General features: G+C 41.2%; 17 protein-coding genes. 12 read left to right on the top strand and 5 right to left on the bottom strand.

Annotated features, from left to right (window positions below; all coding sequences use genetic code 11):
- Positions 1-9 precede the first annotated feature (9 nt).
- The 4 genes from GTQ34_RS11040 (at position 10) to GTQ34_RS11025 (ending at position 4818) form a co-directional block, all read left to right on the top strand.
- On the top strand, positions 10-960 hold the full coding sequence (locus GTQ34_RS11040) for a GlxA family transcriptional regulator (RefSeq protein WP_166523866.1): 951 nt from the start codon (positions 10-12) through the stop codon (positions 958-960).
- Between the two features lie 78 nt (positions 961-1038).
- A complete protein-coding gene (locus GTQ34_RS11035; RefSeq protein ID WP_208103879.1) occupies positions 1039-2079 on the top strand; it encodes a DJ-1/PfpI family protein in 1041 nt (346 codons plus the stop codon).
- 194 nt (positions 2080-2273) lie between these two features.
- Positions 2274-2795: a DinB family protein gene (locus GTQ34_RS11030; protein WP_166523865.1), complete on the top strand. Its 522-nt coding sequence runs from the start codon at positions 2274-2276 to the stop codon at positions 2793-2795.
- Between the two features lie 193 nt (positions 2796-2988).
- The gene (locus tag GTQ34_RS11025; RefSeq protein ID WP_166523864.1) at positions 2989-4818 is read left to right on the top strand and encodes a Na/Pi cotransporter family protein; all 1830 of its coding nucleotides are present in this window, start codon (positions 2989-2991) and stop codon (positions 4816-4818) included.
- A gap of 287 nt (positions 4819-5105) precedes the next feature.
- On the opposite strand, the gene rsmG is transcribed toward GTQ34_RS11025, so the two are convergent.
- The gene (gene rsmG, locus GTQ34_RS11020) at positions 5106-5744 is read right to left on the bottom strand and encodes a 16S rRNA (guanine(527)-N(7))-methyltransferase RsmG (protein ID WP_166523863.1); all 639 of its coding nucleotides are present in this window, start codon (positions 5742-5744) and stop codon (positions 5106-5108) included.
- A 118-nt stretch (positions 5745-5862) separates the two neighbouring features.
- On the opposite strand from rsmG, the gene GTQ34_RS11015 reads away from it, so the two are divergent.
- Positions 5863-6966 carry a fatty acid desaturase family protein gene (locus tag GTQ34_RS11015; protein ID WP_166523862.1) on the top strand — a complete coding sequence of 368 codons (1104 nt, stop codon included), beginning with the start codon at positions 5863-5865 and terminating at the stop codon, positions 6964-6966.
- A 12-nt stretch (positions 6967-6978) separates the two neighbouring features.
- Entirely contained in the window at positions 6979-8163 is a 1185-nt protein-coding gene (locus tag GTQ34_RS11010; protein ID WP_166523861.1) for a pyridoxal phosphate-dependent aminotransferase, read from the top strand.
- Positions 8164-8218: 55 nt separating this feature from the next.
- Here GTQ34_RS11010 and GTQ34_RS11005 read toward each other — a convergent pair whose 3' ends face one another.
- Both GTQ34_RS11005 and trkA read right to left on the bottom strand, forming a co-directional pair.
- Positions 8219-9709, bottom strand: a complete 1491-nt coding sequence (locus tag GTQ34_RS11005; protein ID WP_166523860.1) for a TrkH family potassium uptake protein — start codon at positions 9707-9709, stop codon at positions 8219-8221.
- Complete coding sequence (gene trkA, locus GTQ34_RS11000; RefSeq protein WP_166523859.1) at positions 9709-11058, bottom strand: Trk system potassium transporter TrkA; 1350 nt, start codon at positions 11056-11058, stop codon at positions 9709-9711. The genes GTQ34_RS11005 and trkA overlap by 1 nt, the downstream gene beginning before the upstream one ends.
- A 196-nt stretch (positions 11059-11254) precedes the next feature.
- Between trkA and ubiE the strand changes: the two genes are divergently transcribed.
- On the top strand, positions 11255-11983 hold the full coding sequence (gene ubiE / locus GTQ34_RS10995; RefSeq protein ID WP_166523858.1) for a bifunctional demethylmenaquinone methyltransferase/2-methoxy-6-polyprenyl-1,4-benzoquinol methylase UbiE: 729 nt from the start codon (positions 11255-11257) through the stop codon (positions 11981-11983).
- Positions 11984-11987: 4 nt separating this feature from the next.
- Positions 11988-12686: a type IX secretion/gliding motility protein PorT/SprT gene (gene porT / locus GTQ34_RS10990; RefSeq protein WP_166523857.1), complete on the top strand. Its 699-nt coding sequence runs from the start codon at positions 11988-11990 to the stop codon at positions 12684-12686.
- Positions 12687-12703: 17 nt separating this feature from the next.
- Here the strand turns inward: porT and GTQ34_RS10985 are convergent, their stop codons facing one another.
- Entirely contained in the window at positions 12704-13423 is a 720-nt protein-coding gene (locus tag GTQ34_RS10985) for a TrmH family RNA methyltransferase (RefSeq protein ID WP_166523856.1), read from the bottom strand.
- A gap of 72 nt (positions 13424-13495) precedes the next feature.
- Here GTQ34_RS10985 and tamL point away from each other — a divergent pair, with 72 nt between their 5' ends.
- Genes tamL through accD form a run of 3 tightly spaced genes read left to right on the top strand, consistent with a single transcriptional unit; the run spans position 13496 to position 18045 of the window.
- Complete coding sequence (tamL, locus tag GTQ34_RS10980) at positions 13496-16036, top strand: translocation and assembly module lipoprotein TamL (RefSeq protein WP_313790449.1); 2541 nt, start codon at positions 13496-13498, stop codon at positions 16034-16036.
- Positions 16037-16088: 52 nt separating this feature from the next.
- Positions 16089-17156, top strand: coding sequence for a class II fructose-bisphosphate aldolase (fbaA, locus tag GTQ34_RS10975; RefSeq protein ID WP_166523854.1), 1068 nt, complete (start codon positions 16089-16091; stop codon positions 17154-17156).
- A 28-nt stretch (positions 17157-17184) separates the two neighbouring features.
- Positions 17185-18045: an acetyl-CoA carboxylase, carboxyltransferase subunit beta gene (gene accD, locus GTQ34_RS10970; RefSeq protein ID WP_166523853.1), complete on the top strand. Its 861-nt coding sequence runs from the start codon at positions 17185-17187 to the stop codon at positions 18043-18045.
- 109 nt (positions 18046-18154) lie between these two features.
- Here accD and GTQ34_RS10965 read toward each other — a convergent pair whose 3' ends face one another.
- Positions 18155-19027 carry a hypothetical protein gene (locus GTQ34_RS10965; protein ID WP_166523852.1) on the bottom strand — a complete coding sequence of 291 codons (873 nt, stop codon included), beginning with the start codon at positions 19025-19027 and terminating at the stop codon, positions 18155-18157.
- A gap of 175 nt (positions 19028-19202) precedes the next feature.
- On the opposite strand from GTQ34_RS10965, the gene rpsO reads away from it, so the two are divergent.
- Entirely contained in the window at positions 19203-19472 is a 270-nt protein-coding gene (gene rpsO, locus GTQ34_RS10960; RefSeq protein WP_166523851.1) for a 30S ribosomal protein S15, read from the top strand.
- Positions 19473-19581: the final 109 nt, after the last annotated feature.

The following is a 19581-nucleotide window of genomic DNA, read 5'->3' as shown; positions in this document are numbered from 1 at the left end:
AACTAATTCATGCGTGCTTTCTTCCTTGTTCCGCCCGAAGTCCAGCTTTTGGACATCACTGGTCCGGCCCATTTATTTTATGAGGCCAGGGAATATGGAGCTGAAATAGAAACGCATTACCTAGCGATGGGCAATAGCGTTGAAGAACGATCCAGTGCAGGAATTGCATTGGGCAATCTTCAACCCTATTCCCATTTTTCTCTTTTACAGGACGATTTACTTTTCATTCCAGGGTTGGAATCATACCTTCTTTTTGCTAGCAGTTTTAAAGAAAAAAATCAGCGTTTTTTTGATTGGCTCCAAATTCAGAATCAAAATAAAGCCAAAATTTGTTCTATATGTACTGGGGCCTATGTTTTGGCCATTGCTGGATTATTGGATGGAAAAGAATGCACTACCCATTGGAAGTATTTCGAGGATTTTGCCCAAAAATTCCCAAAGGTTAACCTTTTACAGGACCGATTACTGGTAAAAGATGACAACTTGTATTCCAGCGCAGGGGTATCCTCAGGAATTGATTTGGCTCTTTTTATACTAGAGGAACTCTATGGTTCGGTCTTTGCTTCCAAAATTGCCAAAGAAGTGGTCATCTATCTTCGTCGTTCTCCAAGCGACCCCCAACTCAGTGTTTTTTTACAGTACCGCAATCATATTGAAACTCGAATCCACCAAGTGCAAGATGCCTTGGCCCAGAATCTGGACATAAAAAAATCCATCGAAGATTTGGCCGAAAAGGTACACATGAGTCCCCGAAATCTTACTCGCCTCTTCAAAAAAACCACTGGAATAACCATTGGCAACTATCTGGATAAACTTAGGGTGGAAAAAGCGGTGCAATTACTTTCCAAAGGAGAAAAGGTAAGTGCCGTATCACTGGCATGTGGGCTAAGAAGCACTACTCAACTTCGGACACTACTCAAAAAATATACGTCTTCCCTACCTAAGGAATTAGCACTCTAAAATGTCCTTATTCTGAGGACGGTTGTCTCTGCAATTTTGATGACCGTGGTCTAATTTTGCTTTCTAAATAATCAAAAAATGAACAGGTTCGTTTACATATCTCTTTTCCTTTTAAGTATTGGTTTTGCAAAAGCACAACAGGCTCAGGCTACTGAATCAAAGTACATCTGTCCTCCCTGTAACAGTGAATGTGATGAGGCGGTACATGACCAGCCTGGAGTTTGTTCACACTGCAATATGGTTTTGGTCAAAAAAAGTGATTCAAAAACCATTGCCTTTTATCTTCAAGATGGTGTGGAAGTATTAGATTTCGCTGGACCAATGGAGGTTTTCTCATATGCCGGATACAAAGTATTTACAGTTTCGGAAACCAAAGCCCCCATTAAATCGCAGGGCATTTTAAACGTAGTTCCCGATTATAGTATTGAAGATGCACCGCAAGCGGATATCTTGGCTTTTTTCGGCGGCAATGCATCAAGCGCAGCTCAAAACCCAGAGGTGATTGAGTGGGTCAACAACCAGAAAGATGTACAATATCACTTTTCAGTATGCACCGGAGCCTTTGTATTGGCAGAAGCAGGAATTCTTAATGGAAAAACCGCAACCACTTTCCATAGTGCATTGGACAACCTGGAATCCAGCTATCCTAAAATAGATGTGAGAAAAAATGTTCGATTTGTGGACAATGGCAACGTAATCACCACTGCGGGCATATCTGCAGGTATAGATGGAGCACTTCATATGGTTGCAAAACTACAAGGGCTGAATGCCGCCAAAAGAACGGCATACTATATGGAGTATGATAATTGGAAAATTGGTGATGGACTCATCTTGACCCAAGAAAACCCTTATAAAAAAACCATTTCAGCGACCGATCTGAAACCATTTATAGGCCGTTATGAATTTGAGGATGGCTCACATGTTGAAATTAGGTTAAATGACCAAGATGTGCATCTTTATGCCCGAATTCAAAAGGTGAATTATCCCATTTATCACGAAGTGGGCGATACTTTCTCCAATGTATTGAATGAGCCTGTTTTTTTCAAGAGGGATATTTCCAACCAGGTCATCGGATATGCCTTGTCGCAAAATGGAAAGGTTTACAAAAAACTGAAATAAGAAAGACAACACTCCGCTTATAGGGTATCCTCTTCAGGGCTAATGACCAGCATTTTGTCAATTGGGATTTCCCCCTTGGATTTGATTCGAGCATATTGTTAAAAGCTTTCAATCTAAATCTTCATGTTCCAAGCATTAAATCGATATATTTGGGTACAACCATAATCATTTAAATCGAATCAAATCTCAAGAAAATGAAAAAACTAACAACCCTGTTATTCAGCTTGGTTTCACTTGTGGCATTTGCCCAGGGTGACAACACGGTCCAGGCTTCCATTAAAAACATGCTTGCCTATAATCAAGGACAGGTAATTCAGCTTGCAGAAGCTTTCTCGGAAGAACAATATGATTGGAGACCCATGGAAGGGGTCAACTCCGTCGGAGAAGCATTGATGCACATCGCAGGAGCCAACTATTATCTGGCCTCAAAAATGGGATTTGCCCCTCCTGAGGATGTAGATATGATGAATCTTGGAAAAGTTACTGGAAAAGAAAACATCATAGCCGCCCTAAAAAAGTCGAACGAGTTTGTTCTTGACAAAATTGGGATGGTGGAATCTGAAAATTTTGATGAAGAAGTAGACTTCGGCTTTGGCAAATTTAACCGACTTTCAGGCCTGCTCATTATTATGGAGCACAATGGAGAGCATAAGGGGCAATTGATAGCCTACGCTCGTTCCAACGGTGTGGTTCCGCCTTGGAGTGCAGCTCAATAGTGTTAAAGCCCCATTCTGGGGCTTTTTTGTTCAAATTAAATATTGATTCTCGAATAAGGCAATCATTTGATTTCAGAGTCCTCCTGACAATATCACTCTTCTTGATTTCAATTTTTTAAAAACAATTTCATTTTTTATCGTTAAGTAATTGTAAGGAAATTGTAAATTCATTGCTCCAGATGTAACAGGTTTTATGCAATACGGTTTTGGAGAAATAGTAACCTTGCTAGGTTCGCTTGGATTGTTTCTTTATGGAATGAAGGTCATGAGCGATGCGCTCATGGAGGTTGCCGGTGACAAAATGAGGCAGTTTTTGGCCTCCATGACCTCTAATCGGGTCTTTGCAGTTTTTACGGGGTTTTTGATTACTTCCGTAATTCAGTCCTCTTCTGCCACTACTTTGATGGTGGTAAGTTTTGCCAATGCTTCCTTGCTCACCCTCACAGAATCAATTGGTGTAATTATGGGGGCGAATATTGGAACTACGGTAACCGCCTGGTTGATTACACTTTTGGGTTTTAAGGTAAATATTGGTGCAATAGCCCTTCCTTTGGTTGGGCTTGGTTTCATTTTTACTTTTTCAAAGAAAAAAAAGGCAAATCAATGGGGGCGTTTCATTATTGGCTTTGCCATTTTGTTCATCGGACTTCAGTTTTTAAAAGATGCCGTACCAGATATTGGTAGTAACCCCGAGGTTCTTGCTTTCTTGTCAAAGTATACCCAACAGGGCTTTTGGTCTGTGCTTCTTTTTTTGTTGATTGGCACCTTGTTGACCGTCATCCTGCAATCTTCAAGCGCAACCATGGCCTTGACACTTGTAATGTGCTATGAAGGTTGGATTCCCTTCGATATGGCCGCTGCAATGATTCTAGGCGAAAACATCGGTACAACAATCACGGCTAATCTCGCTGCTTTGATCGCTAATTTTGAAGCCAAGCGAACCGCTGCTGCACATTTAATCTTTAATATAATTGGTGTAATATGGGTACTTCTTCTTTTTTACCCAGTTTTGAACACCATTGAATGGTTCGTCACCAGGGACGATGGATTATCACCGTTTGTAATGGCAACTGCCATACCCGTGGCCCTATCGGTATTTCACACTGCATTCAATATTACCAATACCTTATTGTTGATTTGGTTTGTTCCAGTAATTGCGAAAATTGTTGAAAAGGCAATCCCGGAACGTATCGACCCGGAAAAGGAGATTGACCAACCGATGTACCTAAACAAGGCTGATCTAAAATACCCTCAAACAGGTATTGCCGCATTATTAAAAGAATCTACCAGACTATTTGAGAAATCGGCCTACAAAGCGATTGCCCATGGCATTCATGTGCATAGGGAAGACATTCAATCTGAAAAAAAGGCCAAGGCCATTGTAAAGGAAAAGGAAGAGATTGAATTAGACCTGGACGAGTTATACTATCTCAAGATCAAGTTGATCTACAGTAAAATTGTAGAGTATGCAACCATTCTTCAGAGTCGATTTGAGTTGAATAAAAATCTCATTGAGGTAATTCGGAACATTCTTATCGCGAACCGACATATAGTTTCGGTGGTTAAAGCCATGAAACCAATCCATAGAAACCTTGCTAAGTACATGGATTCTGAAAACCCCTATGTAAAGAAAGAGTATGACAAGCTCCGTAAAATAATAATCAAGGTTATGCGCATTATTACGGATATACAGAAATCTGAGAATCCATCAGCTTATCTGGCCAAAATGGACAAATTAAGGGACAAGGCCGATAAGAGCGATGTTATCATGAATGGCTCCATTAACCAACTGATTCGGGAAAATCGCATTACCAATGAAATGGCCACTTCATTGATCAACGACAGTGATACGGTGATTGAAATGGTCAAAGATTTAATTTCAGTTGTTGAACTTTTGTACATCACCAAGGATTCCATCTTAGAAGAGTCAAAACTACCGGAACAACTGGAGTTTGAAAAAGGTATCTTAAGTGAGAATGGTCAGGATTCGGTGAGTTCCGAGGTACATTCATCTCCTAATTAAAAGATTTTATCAACCCTACCGATAAGACATTTCAAAGAACAAAGTGTCTGGCCAACCTCTATTGAATTTTGTAAAAAAACATCCAATTCGACGTAGTTCCACAATTTATATGTAAATTTAACGTTAATTAATTGTTTATTTAACGTAACCCAATTAATTCGATAGATAATGGCAAAGCTAATTCACTCGCGGATACAAGTGATAACCGACAGGCTTGAGCGTGTTTGGAGCGACCTTAAAACCTACTCAAGAAAATGCAGGGGCGTATACCATAGGGTATTGAGCACTTAACGTTTTTGGTACTTTCTGGGAAGGTACACGACCTTTTTGGTTTCAAAAAAATCCTCGTCAAAATATTCGTTCAAATCAAAGATTTGAGCGGATTTGTATTGCTTTAACTCCTCCGTCAAATCACCCCCTTTTAGATACAGGATTCCATTTATGCGTTCATGGGCAGAATCCTTTTTTATCTTTCCCTTGGTCCAGTGCACAAAAGTGGGCATGGCTGCAACCGCTCTGCTGATAATGAAATCGAACTGTCCATCTATATCCTCAACCCTGGAGTGCAATGCCGTTACGTTGTCCAACTGCAACCCCTTCACAACATCCTGTACTACCTTAATTTTTTTACCTATCGCATCGACCAGAGTAAATTGTACTTCTGGGTACAGAATGGCCAAAGGAATCCCAGGAAATCCACCACCGGTGCCCACATCCAAAACTTCGGCTCCCTCATTAAAGCGCTGAATTTTTGCTATGCCCAACGAATGTAGTACATGACGTAGGTATAGCTCATCGATATCCTTTCTGGAAACAACATTTATTTTTTGATTCCAGTCTTGATAGAGGGCTTCCAAACGGACAAAAAGGTCTCTTTGTGCATCCGTAAGACCATCGAAATATTTGAAGATGATATTGGCGTCCATAATAAATCCTGTTAATTTATTGGTAAAACTAATACTTTTGGACACCTTTACAGCGTTCAATAAGGTGATTGTCCGTCTTGATGGATCAATATTGGTTACCTTTACAAAAAATTATTTTATGGATAAGAATACCATCCGGTTTTCAAGAAAAGATTCAGCGCAGTTTTTTAGAACCTTGAACAAGCGAGTTAATGATTATTTCAACGAAAACAACATAAAGAAAACCGGCAACTGGAAACTTCACCTAAAGACCATAGTGATGTTTTCCATTTTTTTGGCCCCCTATTTTCTAATATTGACCCTTAACTTGCCCTTTTGGGCCTATCTCCTATTGTCCATTGTGATGGGAGTGGGAATGGCTGGTGTGGGAATGAATGTAATGCACGATGGCAATCATGGTTCCTATTCCAACAAAAAGTGGGTGAACAAGATAATGGGCAGCAGCATTTATATTTTGGCAGGTAATGTTTACAACTGGCAGGTGCAACATAATGTGCTCCACCATACCTATACCAATATCCATGAGCATGATGAGGACATGGAAGCAGGAAGAATATTACGCTTCTCCAAACATGCTGAATGGCAAAAACACCATAGGTTCCAACATTATTACTCGATATTTCTTTACGGTCTTTTGACCTTTAATTGGGCCATAACCACGGATTTTCAGCAAATGTACAGGTACATGAAAAGAAAACTTTCCTACGGAAAGCTGCCAAACCCCGTAATCAATTGGAGCACATTGGTCATTACCAAGGTCCTCTATATTACTGTTTGGATTGTGTTGCCCTTGATTTTCGCCAATATCCTTTGGTGGCAGGTACTTTTAGGATTTTTCATCATGCATTATGTCGCCGGAGTCATATTAAGTGTCGTGTTTCAATTGGCACATATTGTGGATGACGCGGAAACCCCGCTCCCCGATGAGAGTGGCACCATGAAAAATACATGGGCCATCCATCAGTTGTTTACCACCGTAAACTTTGGTACAAAAAACAAAATTGTCAATTGGTTCACGGGGGGACTCAACCATCAGGTGGAGCACCATATTTTCCCTAATATCAGCCACGTTCATTACACAAAAATCTCCCAAATTGTGAAACAAACGGCGAGGGAATTCAATTTACCTTATAACGAGTACAAAACTACCAGAAAAGCTATAATTTCGCACTTCAAACATTTAAGGGAGCTGGGTAAGAATCCAGCAGTTCAGTACCAATAAAATAGCACATCGATGAGCAACCATCTATCTGATCGGGTCCAAAAAATGTCCACATCGGCTACGTTGGCTATGGCCGCAAAAGCTAGGGAACTACGAAATGAAGGGAAAGATATCATTGGATTGAGTTTGGGGGAACCTGACTTTAACATTCCAGATTTTATCAAGGAATCAGCAAAACAGGCCATAGATGATAATTATTCCAGCTATACACCTGTTGACGGGTATGCTGATTTGAAAAAAGCGATATCCAATAAATTTGAACGCGACAATAATTTGGAATATGCTCCAAATCAAATCGTAGTATCCACCGGTGCCAAACAATCGCTGTTCAACGTTGCCATGGTGGTATTGAATCTTGGGGATGAAGTAATTCTTCCAGCACCATACTGGGTCAGTTATAGTGATATTGTAAAATTGGCCGAAGCAGTTCCCGTTGAAGTGAAAACAGGAATAGAAACCGATTTTAAAATGACACCGGCTCAGTTGGAGGCTGCGATCACCCCAAGAACGAAAATGCTTTGGTTCAGTTCGCCTTGCAACCCCAGTGGTTCGGTATACAGCAAGGCGGAACTCGAAGGCTTGGCCGAAGTTCTGAAAAAGCACCCTAATATTTATGTGGTTTCTGATGAAATCTATGAACACATCAATTTCAGGGGAGGTCACGTGAGTATTGCAGGTATTGATGGCATGTTCAACAGAACGATTACGGTTAACGGCGTATCCAAAGCCTTTGCCATGACTGGGTGGCGTATCGGTTACATAGGTGCACCAGAATGGATAGCAAAGGGGTGTACCAAGCTACAAGGTCAGGTTACCAGCGGGGCAAATGCCATTGCACAACGTGCCGTGATTACCGCTTTGGAGGCTCCCAAGAGTAAAATCCAATACATGATTGACGAGTTCCACAAGCGAAGGGATTTGGTCCTGGAACTTTTGGGTGAGATTGATGGATTTAAGCTGAACGTTCCCGAGGGCGCTTTCTATGTTTTTCCAGATGTTTCCGCATTTTTCGGAAGAACGTTGCATGGTGTTGCTATCAATAACGCATCCGATTTTGCCATGTATCTTCTTGAACATGCTAATGTAGCCACGGTCACCGGAGAGGCCTTTGGAAATCCAAATTGTATCCGTATTTCTTATGCGGCTTCGGAAAAAGAGTTAAGAGAGGCCATTTCTAGAATAAAGGCTGCAGTTTAGAAAAAAATATAACCTTTTTAAAACTCCTCTTCCAGCATTGTTTGAAGAGGTTTTTTTATGTTTTCTTCCAGAAATAGGGTACAAACAATATCAGCACGGTGAAGAGTTCCAACCTGCCCAAGAGCATCAAAAACCCGCACCACCATTTGCCAAAGGCAGGTAAAGCACTAAAATTCACTACCGGGTTCAACTCACCCAAAGCAGGACCCACATTGCCCAATGAAGAGGCGGCGCCTCCAATGGCGGATTCAAAATCCAAGCCCAAATAACCCAATACCAAAGCTCCTATGATAAAGAGCAACATATACAGCACAAAAAAGGCAATGATGTTGTATACTATATGTTCCGATACGGTTTTTTGGTTATAGCGAACGGGAATAATGGCATTGGTATGCAAAGTGCGCTTGAATTCCAAAATGCCATTTTTAATTATTAAAAGGTGTCGCATCACTTTAATACCGCCTGAGGTGGAACCCGCTGAACCCCCAAGAAACATCAAACCGAAGAAGAAAACGGTCAAAAATGGGGTCCAATTGGTAAAATCGGCAGTAACAAACCCTGTTGTGGTAACTATAGCAAGCACCTGAAACAAGGCATGCCTAAAAGCACTTTCGCCATCTCCTAAAACTTTGGGATGATACTCCGATATAGGTACGTTAGCCTGAAAATAAACAATGAGCCCGGCTATAATAGTAAATACAATTATTAGCAGGGTATAGGCCCTGAACTCTTCATCTTTTATAATGCGTTGCACCTTACCTGTAAAGGCAAAATAGCTTATCACAAAATTAGTCCCAGCCAAAAACATAAAGAAGATGATTATGTATTGGATGATGGGTGTATCGTTCCAATAGGCTATACTTGTATTCTTTGTAGAAAAACCTCCTGTAGAAAGTGTGGACAGTGCATGATTGATGGCATCAAAAAAAGACATCCCGGCAAGCTTTAGCAAAATGGTCTCCGCGACAGTATAGCCTAAATAAATAAGCCATAAACGTTTTGCCGTATCGGTTATTCTCGGATGGAGCTTATCCCCTCCCGGACCCGGTGCCTCAGCAGCAAACAACTGCATTCCCCCTATACCCAAAAGCGGTAGTATGGCAATAGCCAACACGATTATTCCCATTCCTCCAATCCAGTGGGTTAAACTTCTCCAAAGAAGAATACCTTCGGGCAGGGATTCTATGTCGTTTAAAATGGAAGCACCAGTGGTGGTATATCCCGATATGGTTTCAAAAAAAGCATTGGTAACCGAGGGAATAGCCCCAGAAAAAAGATAGGGCAATGTTCCAGAAATGGACATGACTACCCATCCAAAGGTTACAATCATGTAGCCCTCTTTTCGTTTCACCTCTTTCTTATGACCACGAGTATAAAACATGGCCATAACCCCAAAGAGCATAGTGACAATGGCTGCCAGAGCTATGTCTAACGTAGCGCCATCTTGGTAAATTCCGCTTGCAAAGGTCGCCAAAAGCATAAAAGAACCATTGCATAACAACAACAGCCCCATGATGTGAACAATTATTCGGGCATTTAACCTCATTATAGGAAGAGCTTTTCTATTCTAGGGATTGCTTTGGGAAGACAACAGACCACAACCTTATCTCCTTCCATAATTTTGAAATCTCCAAGGGCGATGATTCCTTTGCCATCCCTGATAACACCACCAATACTTGCTTCGCGTGGAAAGTTAAGCTCCTTTATAATCTCCCCGTTCACTAAGGAAGTGGGTTTCACCTCAAATTCCAAAATTTCGGCATTGAGATTATTCAATCTTGTGAGTGCCAACACCTCTCCCCTTCTTATATAGCGAAAAATATTGTTGGCCGCCAATAGTTTTTTGTTTATCAGGGTATCGACACCAATAGAATGGGATAACTGAAAATAATCCATATTCTCAACCAGTGCTATGGTCTTCTTAATTTTTTTCGACTTGGCCACCAAACAAGACATGATGTTAGTCTCCGAGTTTCCCGTAACGGCAATAAAGGCATCCATGGAATCCAAACTTTCCTCTTCGAGAAGTTCCACATTCCTACCATCACCGTTTATGATCAATGCATGAGGAAGCTCATCGGCCAAGTCCAAAGCTTTTTCCTTGTTTTTTTCAATCAGTTTAACATTGAATTTCTTGTTACAAAGATCTCTAGCAGTTTTAAATCCAACCTTGCTACCTCCCAAGACCATAACATTCTTAATCTCCTTCTTTTCCATGCCCGTGAGTTTATACAACTCATCTACCCCCTCATCACAAGTGATAAAATATACTTGGTCTCCTTCTTTAAAAACTGTGTCTCCCCTTGGAATCAATGTAAATTGCGTACCCATACGCTGCAGGGCAATGGGCATGAAGTGGATTCCTGGGAATATCTGTGCCGCCTCTTTGACCATCTTACCGACAAATGGTGCCGATTTGGGCAGAAATACCCCAATCATGGTAAGTAACCCTCCCTCGAATTGATAGGTGTCATTAAACGCGGATTGGTTAAGCAACAGTTCAATTTCTGTAGCTGCCAATTCCTCCGGAGAAATGAGTTCATCAATTCCCAATTCTTCAAATTTGATGAGCTCTCGGTTATCCAAAAACTCGGTGTTGGAAATTCGGGCAATGGTGCGCTGACTTCCCAGCTGCTTTGCCAGAAAGCAAAGGGTGATATTGGTTGTTTCAGAGGCAGTAACCGCAATTACCAAATCTGAGTTTTCCACCCGGGCTTCCCTCAAAATTTCTATGGATGTGGCATCTCCGCGGAGTACTCGAATGTCCAAATGGTTATCGGCATACGCCAAGCTTTCCTTGTCCGTATCGATTAATGTAATATCCTGGGCTTCGTAAGACAGAAGTTTTGCCAAATGAAATCCCACTTCACCTGCTCCCGCAATTATAATCTTCATTGATTGGAATAAGATGTGTTCAAAATAACTATGTTCCGTCTATGGCAAACGGTTGAAAAAGAATAGCAACTGTAGTCCAAAAGGCAGCTCGTTAACATATATGGAAAAGCTTTCCCATGTGCGGGACAAAATTACATAAATATTTTGGTACCCCTGACATAAGGCGATATTGTATATTTGCCAGCAAATTTGTTCAATGTCCGAAAAAGTCAAACCATACAAAGATTCCAATCTTGGGAAAAAAGAGCAGGTAAGGCAAATGTTCGATACCATTTCAAAAAACTATGACGGTCTTAACAGGGTCATATCTTTTGGCATTGATGTTAAATGGAGAAAAAGGGTGGTAAAGCTCCTTCAACAACAAAAACCAAAAAACATTTTGGACATTGCCACCGGTACTGGTGACCTGGCCATAGCCATGATGGATACTGGAGCCGAAAAAATTGTAGGTTTGGACCTTTCGCCACAAATGTTGGAGGTAGGGAAATCGAAAATTTTGAGCAAAAATCTACAAAAGACCATTAAAATGGTGGTGGGTGACAGTGAAAATCTTCCTTTTGAAACAGCCTCTTTTGATGCCGTAACCGTGGCATTTGGCGTTCGAAATTTCGAAAATTTGGAAAAAGGCCTGCAAGAAATCTACCGGGTAATGAGGCCTGGGGCGCATTTGGTTATCCTTGAAACCTCGGTTCCCACAAAAACTCCTTTTAAACAAGGCTATCATTTTTATACCAAATATATATTGCCTTTAATTGGAAAACTTTTTTCCAAAGACCGCTCTGCCTATGCTTATTTGAGCGAATCTGCCTCCGTTTTCCCACATGGGGAGGAATTCAACAATATTTTGGGCAAAATTGGGTTTATAGGTATAGAGAACAGACCCCAGACTTTTGGGGTGGCATCCATTTATGTCGCTACAAAATAATTTGATGAGAAACATCTTTTTCCTCGTTGGACTTATACTATTGACAAGTTCAAGCTCACTGGCCCAATTTAATAAGGACCCCATTTTAAATCTTCAGAACGAAGACAAAAGGTTCTTGAATTGGGGTTATTATCTAGGATTCAACCAATACGATTTTCAGTTTGAGTACCAAGATGATATCGGACAAGATATTTTGGTGGATAAAAGCTTTGGTTTTAACGTGGGATTGATTGGGGAAATGCGCATCAACGAGTTTTTGGATGCTCGTTTTGAACCCGGTTTGCTCTATACGGCAAGAACGTTGGGTTTTCCTGGTTTTACTTCCGAAGTGGATGCCATAAGAGAGGTTAAATCGACCTATATTCGATTCCCATTGCTGTTAAAGATGAGCGCTCGCAGATTTGGTAACTGGAAACCCTTTGTCACTGGAGGGGTTTATACTTCTATGAACCTGGGAAGCAAAGAGGATAGTTTGGATGACAACAGCAGTGGCGAATTCAGAATGAAAAAGAACGTTTATGGCTATGAGCTGGGCTTTGGATTGGATATTTATACGGAATATTTTAAGTTTTCCCCTTCCATACGGGGAGTTTTTGCCCTTACGGATGAATTGGTTCCCGACAATGACCCGAACAGTCCATGGACCGGTAACATCAATGCGATGCGAACAAGAGGGTTCTTCATTAATTTCACATTTGAATAGTTAGCTTCTTTTTTTTCCTAGCTTCTTCTAATCTCATTCAATAAAATGGCAGTGGCAGTGGCAACATTCAAACTTTCGGTGGTCCGCGTGCCAAACTGCGGAATGGCAATACGCTCAGTAATCAAGGCTTCTATTTTTGTTGAGATTCCGTTGGCTTCGTTGCCCATAACCAATATTCCCTTTTCGGGCAATACCTTGTCATAAACACACTCACCTTCCGTAAAAGCTCCATAAATGGGCAATGGGGCCTGCTGTAAAAACTCGGCCAAGTCAACATATTTGATGTTCACCCTAGCTATGGATCCCATAGTGGCCTGTAGCACTTTTGGGTTATAACAATCCACAGTATCGTTGGAACAGATTAGATTTTTCACACCAAACCAATCGCATAATCGTACAATGGTTCCCAGATTGCCAGGGTCACGCACGGCATCAACAACAACAATCCAATCGTCATAATTTATCCGGTCGGTCTCTGGCATATAAAACACCCCGAGAACACCGCTTGGGTTCACTTGACTGCCCATTTGTTTGATTACTGCGGAGGATACCACCTCGGCCTCAGGAAATTTCTCAATCTTGCCTGCTGTGTCCACAACTAATTGGTAGCTTCTGCATCCCGCTTCCAAGAGCTCGTTAACGGTCTTTGCACCTTCAACCATAAACAGACCATGTCGAGTTCGGTACTTTTTTTGCTGTAAGCTTACAACTAGTTTAATTTGGTTTTTGGTAACCATCTAAATCGTTTATTTTTGGCATCTATGAGGGGTTATTCAGGTCTAATGTGTCACTGGGCAAAAATAGTATTATTGTCGCTTATAGTAACCCTCTTAGGTTGCAACACCCTTAAAAAGGTTGGTGATGACGAATTGCTGCTCACCAAGAACACCCTTTACGCTGATGAGGAAAAAATAACTGACAGCGATATCAAAAGTCTTATTGCGCAAAAACCCAACAGCACCGTACTGGGATATCCGTTGCGATTGAATCTTTACAATCTTGCTAAGGATAACCCCGATTCGTTGTTTCAGAACTGGTTGCACCGAAAGGAAAAAAGAGAAAAAAGACTCAACAATTTGCTTTCCAAAAAACAGGTTCACCGATTAAAGGAGTCCTTTCTTGTTAGTGGAGCCAGCGAATTTTTGAAGAGAATTGGCGAACCTCCAGTTATAATCGATACCACCCTAACCAACAAATCACTGGAACGGCTTGAAGCCTATTACAATAGCAAAGGGTATTTCAACAACTCCGGTGCCTACGATATCGTCACCGGAAAAAGAAAAAAGAGAGCGCAACTAGCCTACAAGATAACGCTTCAAAAACCATATATAATAGATACGGTTCAAAAAAACATTACCTCGCCGCAACTGGATTCCATTTATGGAATTACTACCGAAAATTCTTTGGTAAAAGCCGGCGAACAATTCGATTTGGCCAAATTCAATCAAGAACGGGAACGTCTTACATCACTTTTTCGAAACTCGGGTGTATACAATTTTCAAGAGAGTTCCATCAGCTATGATATTTTAAGGGATACCTCTTTGGTCGCTGATGACCAATTAATGGATGTGCAGTTGAACATTCAAAGACCTCGAAGTGCAAACGACACCAGTGTCAACAACAATGTTTATAGAGTTAACCGTTTCAAAAAAATAAACATCTATGCCGATTATTTAATTGGTGGCAACCCCGACTCCCTACAAAGTGTGGATTACGACAACTATACCATCTTTTACAACGATGAACTTAAATACCGTCCAAAAGCATTGACAGATGCCGTTTTTTTTGAAAAAGATAGCATTTACCGAGATTTGGATCGGATACGTACCTATCGGCAAATTACAAACTTGAACACCTTCAGATATCCCAATATTGAATTTATACCCGATTCCACCCAAACCGAATTGACCTCAAATATATATTTGGCTCCCAGGCCCAAGTTTTCGTTGAACCTTAATTTTGATGTGACCCATTCCAACATTCAGCAAGTGGGTACTGCCTTTAGTGCAACTGTAATCACAAGAAATGTATTTGGTGGCGCCGAGACCCTGAATGTTTCAGCAAGAGGATCTATTGGTCTATTGAGTGACGCCTCTTTGTCCGATGAAACATTTACTTCTGAAATTGGAGGTGACGTCAATATTACGTTCCCCAGAATATGGTTTCCGTTGAACACTGAAAAAGTAATTCCCTACTATATGCTCCCACAAAGTAGGTTTTTGGTAGGTACCAACTTTCAGCGGAACATTGGACTGGACAAGCAAACACTGAATACGATACTTTCTTACAACTGGTCGCCCAATACTAGATTGAAACATACTGTGGAACTGCTTAATGTGGAGTTTGTTCGAAATGTGAACCCCGATAATTTTTTCAATGTTTATCAAAACACCTATAGGAGTTTGGACGATATCTCTGACGACTTTCAAGACGACCCTCAATATGCATCCTTTTTTGAAGACACCAATAGTATTGTCGACCCACTTCGTTTGACGATTCCCGAGGGTACCACCGATTTTACAGAAGCTGTTTTAAACAACGAAATACCGGTATCAGCAGAGCAAAGAAATGAAGTGAACAGTGTTGAGGAAAGAAGACAGCGGTTAACAGAAAACAACCTCATTTTTGCCAGTAACTATACTTTCTCAAAAAACAGTAAGACAGATATCAATGATCTCGATTTCTTTCAATATCGGGTTAAATTGGAAAGTGCAGGTAATCTACTTTCCCTGATGGCCAATGTGGTCCCTTACAACGAAAATGACAATGACCAACTTTTGGTGTTCGGTGTACCTTTCTCCCAATATTTTAAAACCGAGTTCGATTTTATCCGCCATTGGGGCATCGGTAACTCGAGCGTATTAGCTTTCAGAAGTTTTATGGGACTTGCCGTCCCATACGGAAATTCAGAAAGCATCCCCTTCGTACGAAGTTATTTTGCCGGGGGCTCCAATGACAATAGAGCATGGAACGCTTATGAACTGGGCCCCGGAAGCACCGAAAACATTAACGATTTTAACGAAGCCAATTTCAAGCTCGCTTTCAATTTGGAATATCGATTTCCCATTGCCGGTGATGTAAAAGGAGCCCTTTTTGCCGATGCCGGCAACATTTGGAACGTGTTTGATAGCGAAAATAATCCTGATGCCATTTTCAGCGGATTCAGTTCTTTGGAGGACATTGCCTTGGGAACCGGACTGGGTCTGCGTTACGATTTTACCTATTTTGTTTTCCGTGTGGACACTGGTTTTAAAACCTACAATCCGGCAAGAGAAGGATCAGATCGTTGGTTTAGGGGGTACAATTTAAGAAACGCCGTGTTCAACGTCGGAATCAATTATCCTTTCTAGAGTAAATATTTTATTACTTTTGCTTACTAATTTAACCTGAAACTAACTAAATATGTCCCACAATATAAAGCCGGGAGTTGCCACAGGTGACGAAGTCCAGGCTATCTTCAAGCACGCCAAGGAAAATAACTATGCCCTCCCGGCCGTCAATGTGATTGGCTCTAACTCGATAAATGGAGTAATGGAAACAGCAGCATCCCTTAATGCTCCGGTCATAATACAGTTTTCAAATGGGGGTGCCCAATTCAATGCGGGAAAAGGTCTTTCCAACGAAAATCAGAGAGCGGCCATATTAGGTGCGGTAGCCGGTGCCAAACACGTGCACCAACTTGCTGAGGCTTATGGTGCCACGGTTATTTTGCACACCGACCATTGTGCCAAAAAACTATTGCCTTGGATTGATGGCCTTTTGGATGCCAGTGAAGTGCATTATAAGGAAACGGGAAAACCGCTTTTCAGCTCACATATGATTGATTTGTCCGAAGAGCCCATTGAAGAAAACATAGAAATATGCAAAGGCTATTTGGAGCGCATGAGCAAAATGGATATGACCTTGGAAATTGAACTGGGCATAACAGGAGGTGAAGAAGACGGGGTGGACAATACCGATGTGGATGACTCCAAGTTATACACCCAGCCCGAAGAGGTGGCCTATGCCTACGAAGAACTTTCTAAAGTTAGCCATAGATTTACCGTTGCCGCAGCCTTTGGTAACGTACACGGGGTCTACAAACCAGGAAACGTGAAGTTGACACCTAAAATTCTGAAAAACTCGCAGGAGTTCATTTCCGATAAGTATGGTGTGGAACATAACCATATTGATTTTGTTTTTCATGGTGGTTCTGGTTCGACCGTGGAAGAAATCAGGGAAGCTATTGGATACGGTGTAATCAAGATGAATATCGATACCGACCTTCAATATGCCTTTCTAACTGGGGTTAGAGACTATATTCAAACCAAGTCGGATTATTTACAATCGCAAATAGGAAATCCTGATGGTGATGACCAACCCAACAAAAAATACTATGATCCTAGAGTATGGCTTCGTGAAGGGGAAAAGACTTTTGTAGAGCGTTTGAAAAAAGCCTTTGAGGATTTGAACAACGTAAACACCTTATAAATCTTTCGTTTAATTTAATTTTGATTGCATGTCGTCTTGGTTTAAAAGAAAGGAAAAAGGAATACAGACCTCCACTGAGGAAAAGAAAGACACGCCCAAGGGGCTGTGGTATAAAACTCCGACCGGAAAAGTTGTAGAGTCCGAAGATTTAGCTAAAAACTTTTACGTAAGTCCCGAAGATGACTACCATGTAAGGATTGGCAGCAAGGAATACTTTGAAATTCTCTTTGATGACAACAAGTTTAGGGAATTAGATGAAAAACTCTCCTCCAAGGATCCCCTAAAATTCGTGGACACCAAAAAATATTCCGATCGCTTAAAGGCAGCCCAGAAAAAAACGGGGCTGAAAGATGCCGTAAGGACTGCCGTGGGGAAATCCATCGGCAAGGATTTGGTTGTGGCTTGTATGGATTTTAGCTTCATAGGAGGTTCTATGGGAAGCGTGGTAGGTGAAAAAATAGCTAGGGCCATCGATGTGGCCAAGAAAAAGAAAATTCCCTTCGTGATGATTTCCAAATCAGGCGGTGCACGGATGATGGAAGCTGCATTTTCGCTAATGCAATTGGCCAAAACCTCCGCAAAATTGGCCCAATTGGCCGAAGCCAAGGTACCTTATATTTCATTATGTACAGACCCTACAACTGGAGGGACCACCGCTTCTTATGCCATGCTGGGTGACATCAATATTGGTGAACCTGGAGCGCTCATTGGTTTTGCCGGACCGCGTGTAGTTAAAGACACCGTGGGAAAGGACCTGCCAGAAGGGTTCCAGACCTCAGAATTTTTATTGGAACACGGTTTCTTGGATTTTATCTCGCACAGACGAGATTTGAAAAAGAAAATCAACCTCTATATTGATTTAATAACCAATCAACCCGTTAGAGCATAAAAAAAGGCCCCAAAAATTGGGGCCTTTTTACTTTTTCAGTTTTAAACACAGTCGAGAACGACGTGTCAATAATCCCATCTGCACTGCGTTCAATGTGAAGATCAGCAGATTAATTCTTAAATCGACGCAAGAAAATATCTTTTTCAGTTCCATCAGGGTAGGTCAATACACCCTTGGCATCACAAGTACCGTCTCCAAAATCCAAACTGGCCGTATTGCCGTTTCTTGAAATTTCAAGCACACCGCTCACAATAAATCGACAAGCCAGTTCTCTACGCAATGGAACCATCACTTCCTTGACGTATTCATTGCCCAACCTGCCAATGTACGTTCTCTTTCCTGTGATTAGGAACACATTGTCCCCCCAAAATCCAGAACCATAACCCTCAATCCACTCGCGAGTACGCGTGCCCATAAAAGAAGCGATATTGCCATCGGGCCATGTGGCAGTAAATCCTGCGTTGGAAGTACCTTGTGGATTTCCATTTTCGTTGGAGCGAACACGAAGTATGTCGGCCGTACCTACGATGGCCACCGCATTAAATGTGAAGTTTTCTAAAGTGAGTGTAATGGTTTTAGAAGCAGCTTCCATATCCAACGCATAGCTCAAGAGAATTTTTCCGCTCAACACATTTCCATTGGGCAATTCACATCCTTCGCCAAAATCAATGGTCTTCTCACGGGTAGTATCAGTAACCACTGTGGTTATGGTTACACATTCAGGCAGAAAATCGGGTGTGTAGTCATTTTTTGAGGTCAACGATATCTCCTCGGCGGCATATACATCCTCGGCAATGGCCGTTACCTCTTCGGATATCATTTCAGTTTCATCACTAAATTTCAATTCCGTTGCCGAAATAACTTCGCTATTCGACAATGAATCCGAAGTAGATTCATCTTTGCTACACGAGACAGTGGTGATCAACACTATTCCAAAAAGTAGTAGGGCAATTAAGTCGATTTGTTTGAGACGCTTTTTCATAATGATTGTATTTTAAAGTTTGCATCTATGACCACATGAAAAACAAAAGGTTTAATTTGTCCTTAAAATTTTTCCTTTTAAAAAAAGAATTATCTTTGCACGCTGATTGCTTGTCCTGAGCATGTCGAAGGAACTGACAATCATATACATAAAAATCATTTAAATAAATATTGGAATGTATTTAACAAAAGAAGTAAAGGCCGACATTTTTAAAAAACATGGCGGTTCGGAAACCAATACGGGTTCCACGGAAGGGCAAATAGCTTTGTTCACACACCGAATCAACCATTTGACCCAACACCTTAAAAAGAACCACAAGGATTATAACACCGAGCGTTCTTTGGTGAAATTGGTAGGTAAAAGACGTAGTCTTTTGGATTACCTGAAGAAAAAAGACATTGTAAAATACCGAGAATTGATTAAGGAATTGGGTATTAGAAAATAAAAATGAAAGGGAAGCATTGGCTTCCCTTTTGTTTTGCTTGGGGAAGTTCCAACGCAAAAAGTCCCGATTAAAAAGTCGGGCAAACACAAAAAGCTTCAAATAGTTTTTC

The organism is Flagellimonas ochracea, from assembly GCF_009903685.1.
Taxonomy (GTDB): Bacteria; Bacteroidota; Bacteroidia; order Flavobacteriales; family Flavobacteriaceae; genus Flagellimonas; species Flagellimonas ochracea.
This window is presented reverse-complemented; position numbering and strand designations above follow the sequence as displayed.

Bases quoted from the DNA above. Each gene is read 5' to 3' on its own strand.
- GTQ34_RS11040 (WP_166523866.1), top strand. From the start codon at position 10: ATGCGTGCTTTCTTCCTTGTTCCGCCCGAAGTCCAGCTTTTGGACATC.
- GTQ34_RS11035 (WP_208103879.1), top strand. From the start codon at position 1,039: ATGAACAGGTTCGTTTACATATCTCTTTTCCTTTTAAGTATTGGTTTT.
- GTQ34_RS11030 (WP_166523865.1), top strand. From the start codon at position 2,274: ATGAAAAAACTAACAACCCTGTTATTCAGCTTGGTTTCACTTGTGGCA.
- GTQ34_RS11025 (WP_166523864.1), top strand. From the start codon at position 2,989: ATGCAATACGGTTTTGGAGAAATAGTAACCTTGCTAGGTTCGCTTGGA.
- rsmG (WP_166523863.1), bottom strand. From the start codon at position 5,744: ATGGACGCCAATATCATCTTCAAATATTTCGATGGTCTTACGGATGCA.
- GTQ34_RS11015 (WP_166523862.1), top strand. From the start codon at position 5,863: ATGGATAAGAATACCATCCGGTTTTCAAGAAAAGATTCAGCGCAGTTT.
- GTQ34_RS11010 (WP_166523861.1), top strand. From the start codon at position 6,979: ATGAGCAACCATCTATCTGATCGGGTCCAAAAAATGTCCACATCGGCT.
- GTQ34_RS11005 (WP_166523860.1), bottom strand. From the start codon at position 9,709: ATGAGGTTAAATGCCCGAATAATTGTTCACATCATGGGGCTGTTGTTG.
- trkA (WP_166523859.1), bottom strand. From the start codon at position 11,058: ATGAAGATTATAATTGCGGGAGCAGGTGAAGTGGGATTTCATTTGGCA.
- ubiE (WP_166523858.1), top strand. From the start codon at position 11,255: ATGTCCGAAAAAGTCAAACCATACAAAGATTCCAATCTTGGGAAAAAA.
- porT (WP_166523857.1), top strand. From the start codon at position 11,988: ATGAGAAACATCTTTTTCCTCGTTGGACTTATACTATTGACAAGTTCA.
- GTQ34_RS10985 (WP_166523856.1), bottom strand. From the start codon at position 13,423: ATGGTTACCAAAAACCAAATTAAACTAGTTGTAAGCTTACAGCAAAAA.
- fbaA (WP_166523854.1), top strand. From the start codon at position 16,089: ATGTCCCACAATATAAAGCCGGGAGTTGCCACAGGTGACGAAGTCCAG.
- accD (WP_166523853.1), top strand. From the start codon at position 17,185: ATGTCGTCTTGGTTTAAAAGAAAGGAAAAAGGAATACAGACCTCCACT.
- GTQ34_RS10965 (WP_166523852.1), bottom strand. From the start codon at position 19,027: ATGAAAAAGCGTCTCAAACAAATCGACTTAATTGCCCTACTACTTTTT.
- rpsO (WP_166523851.1), top strand. From the start codon at position 19,203: ATGTATTTAACAAAAGAAGTAAAGGCCGACATTTTTAAAAAACATGGC.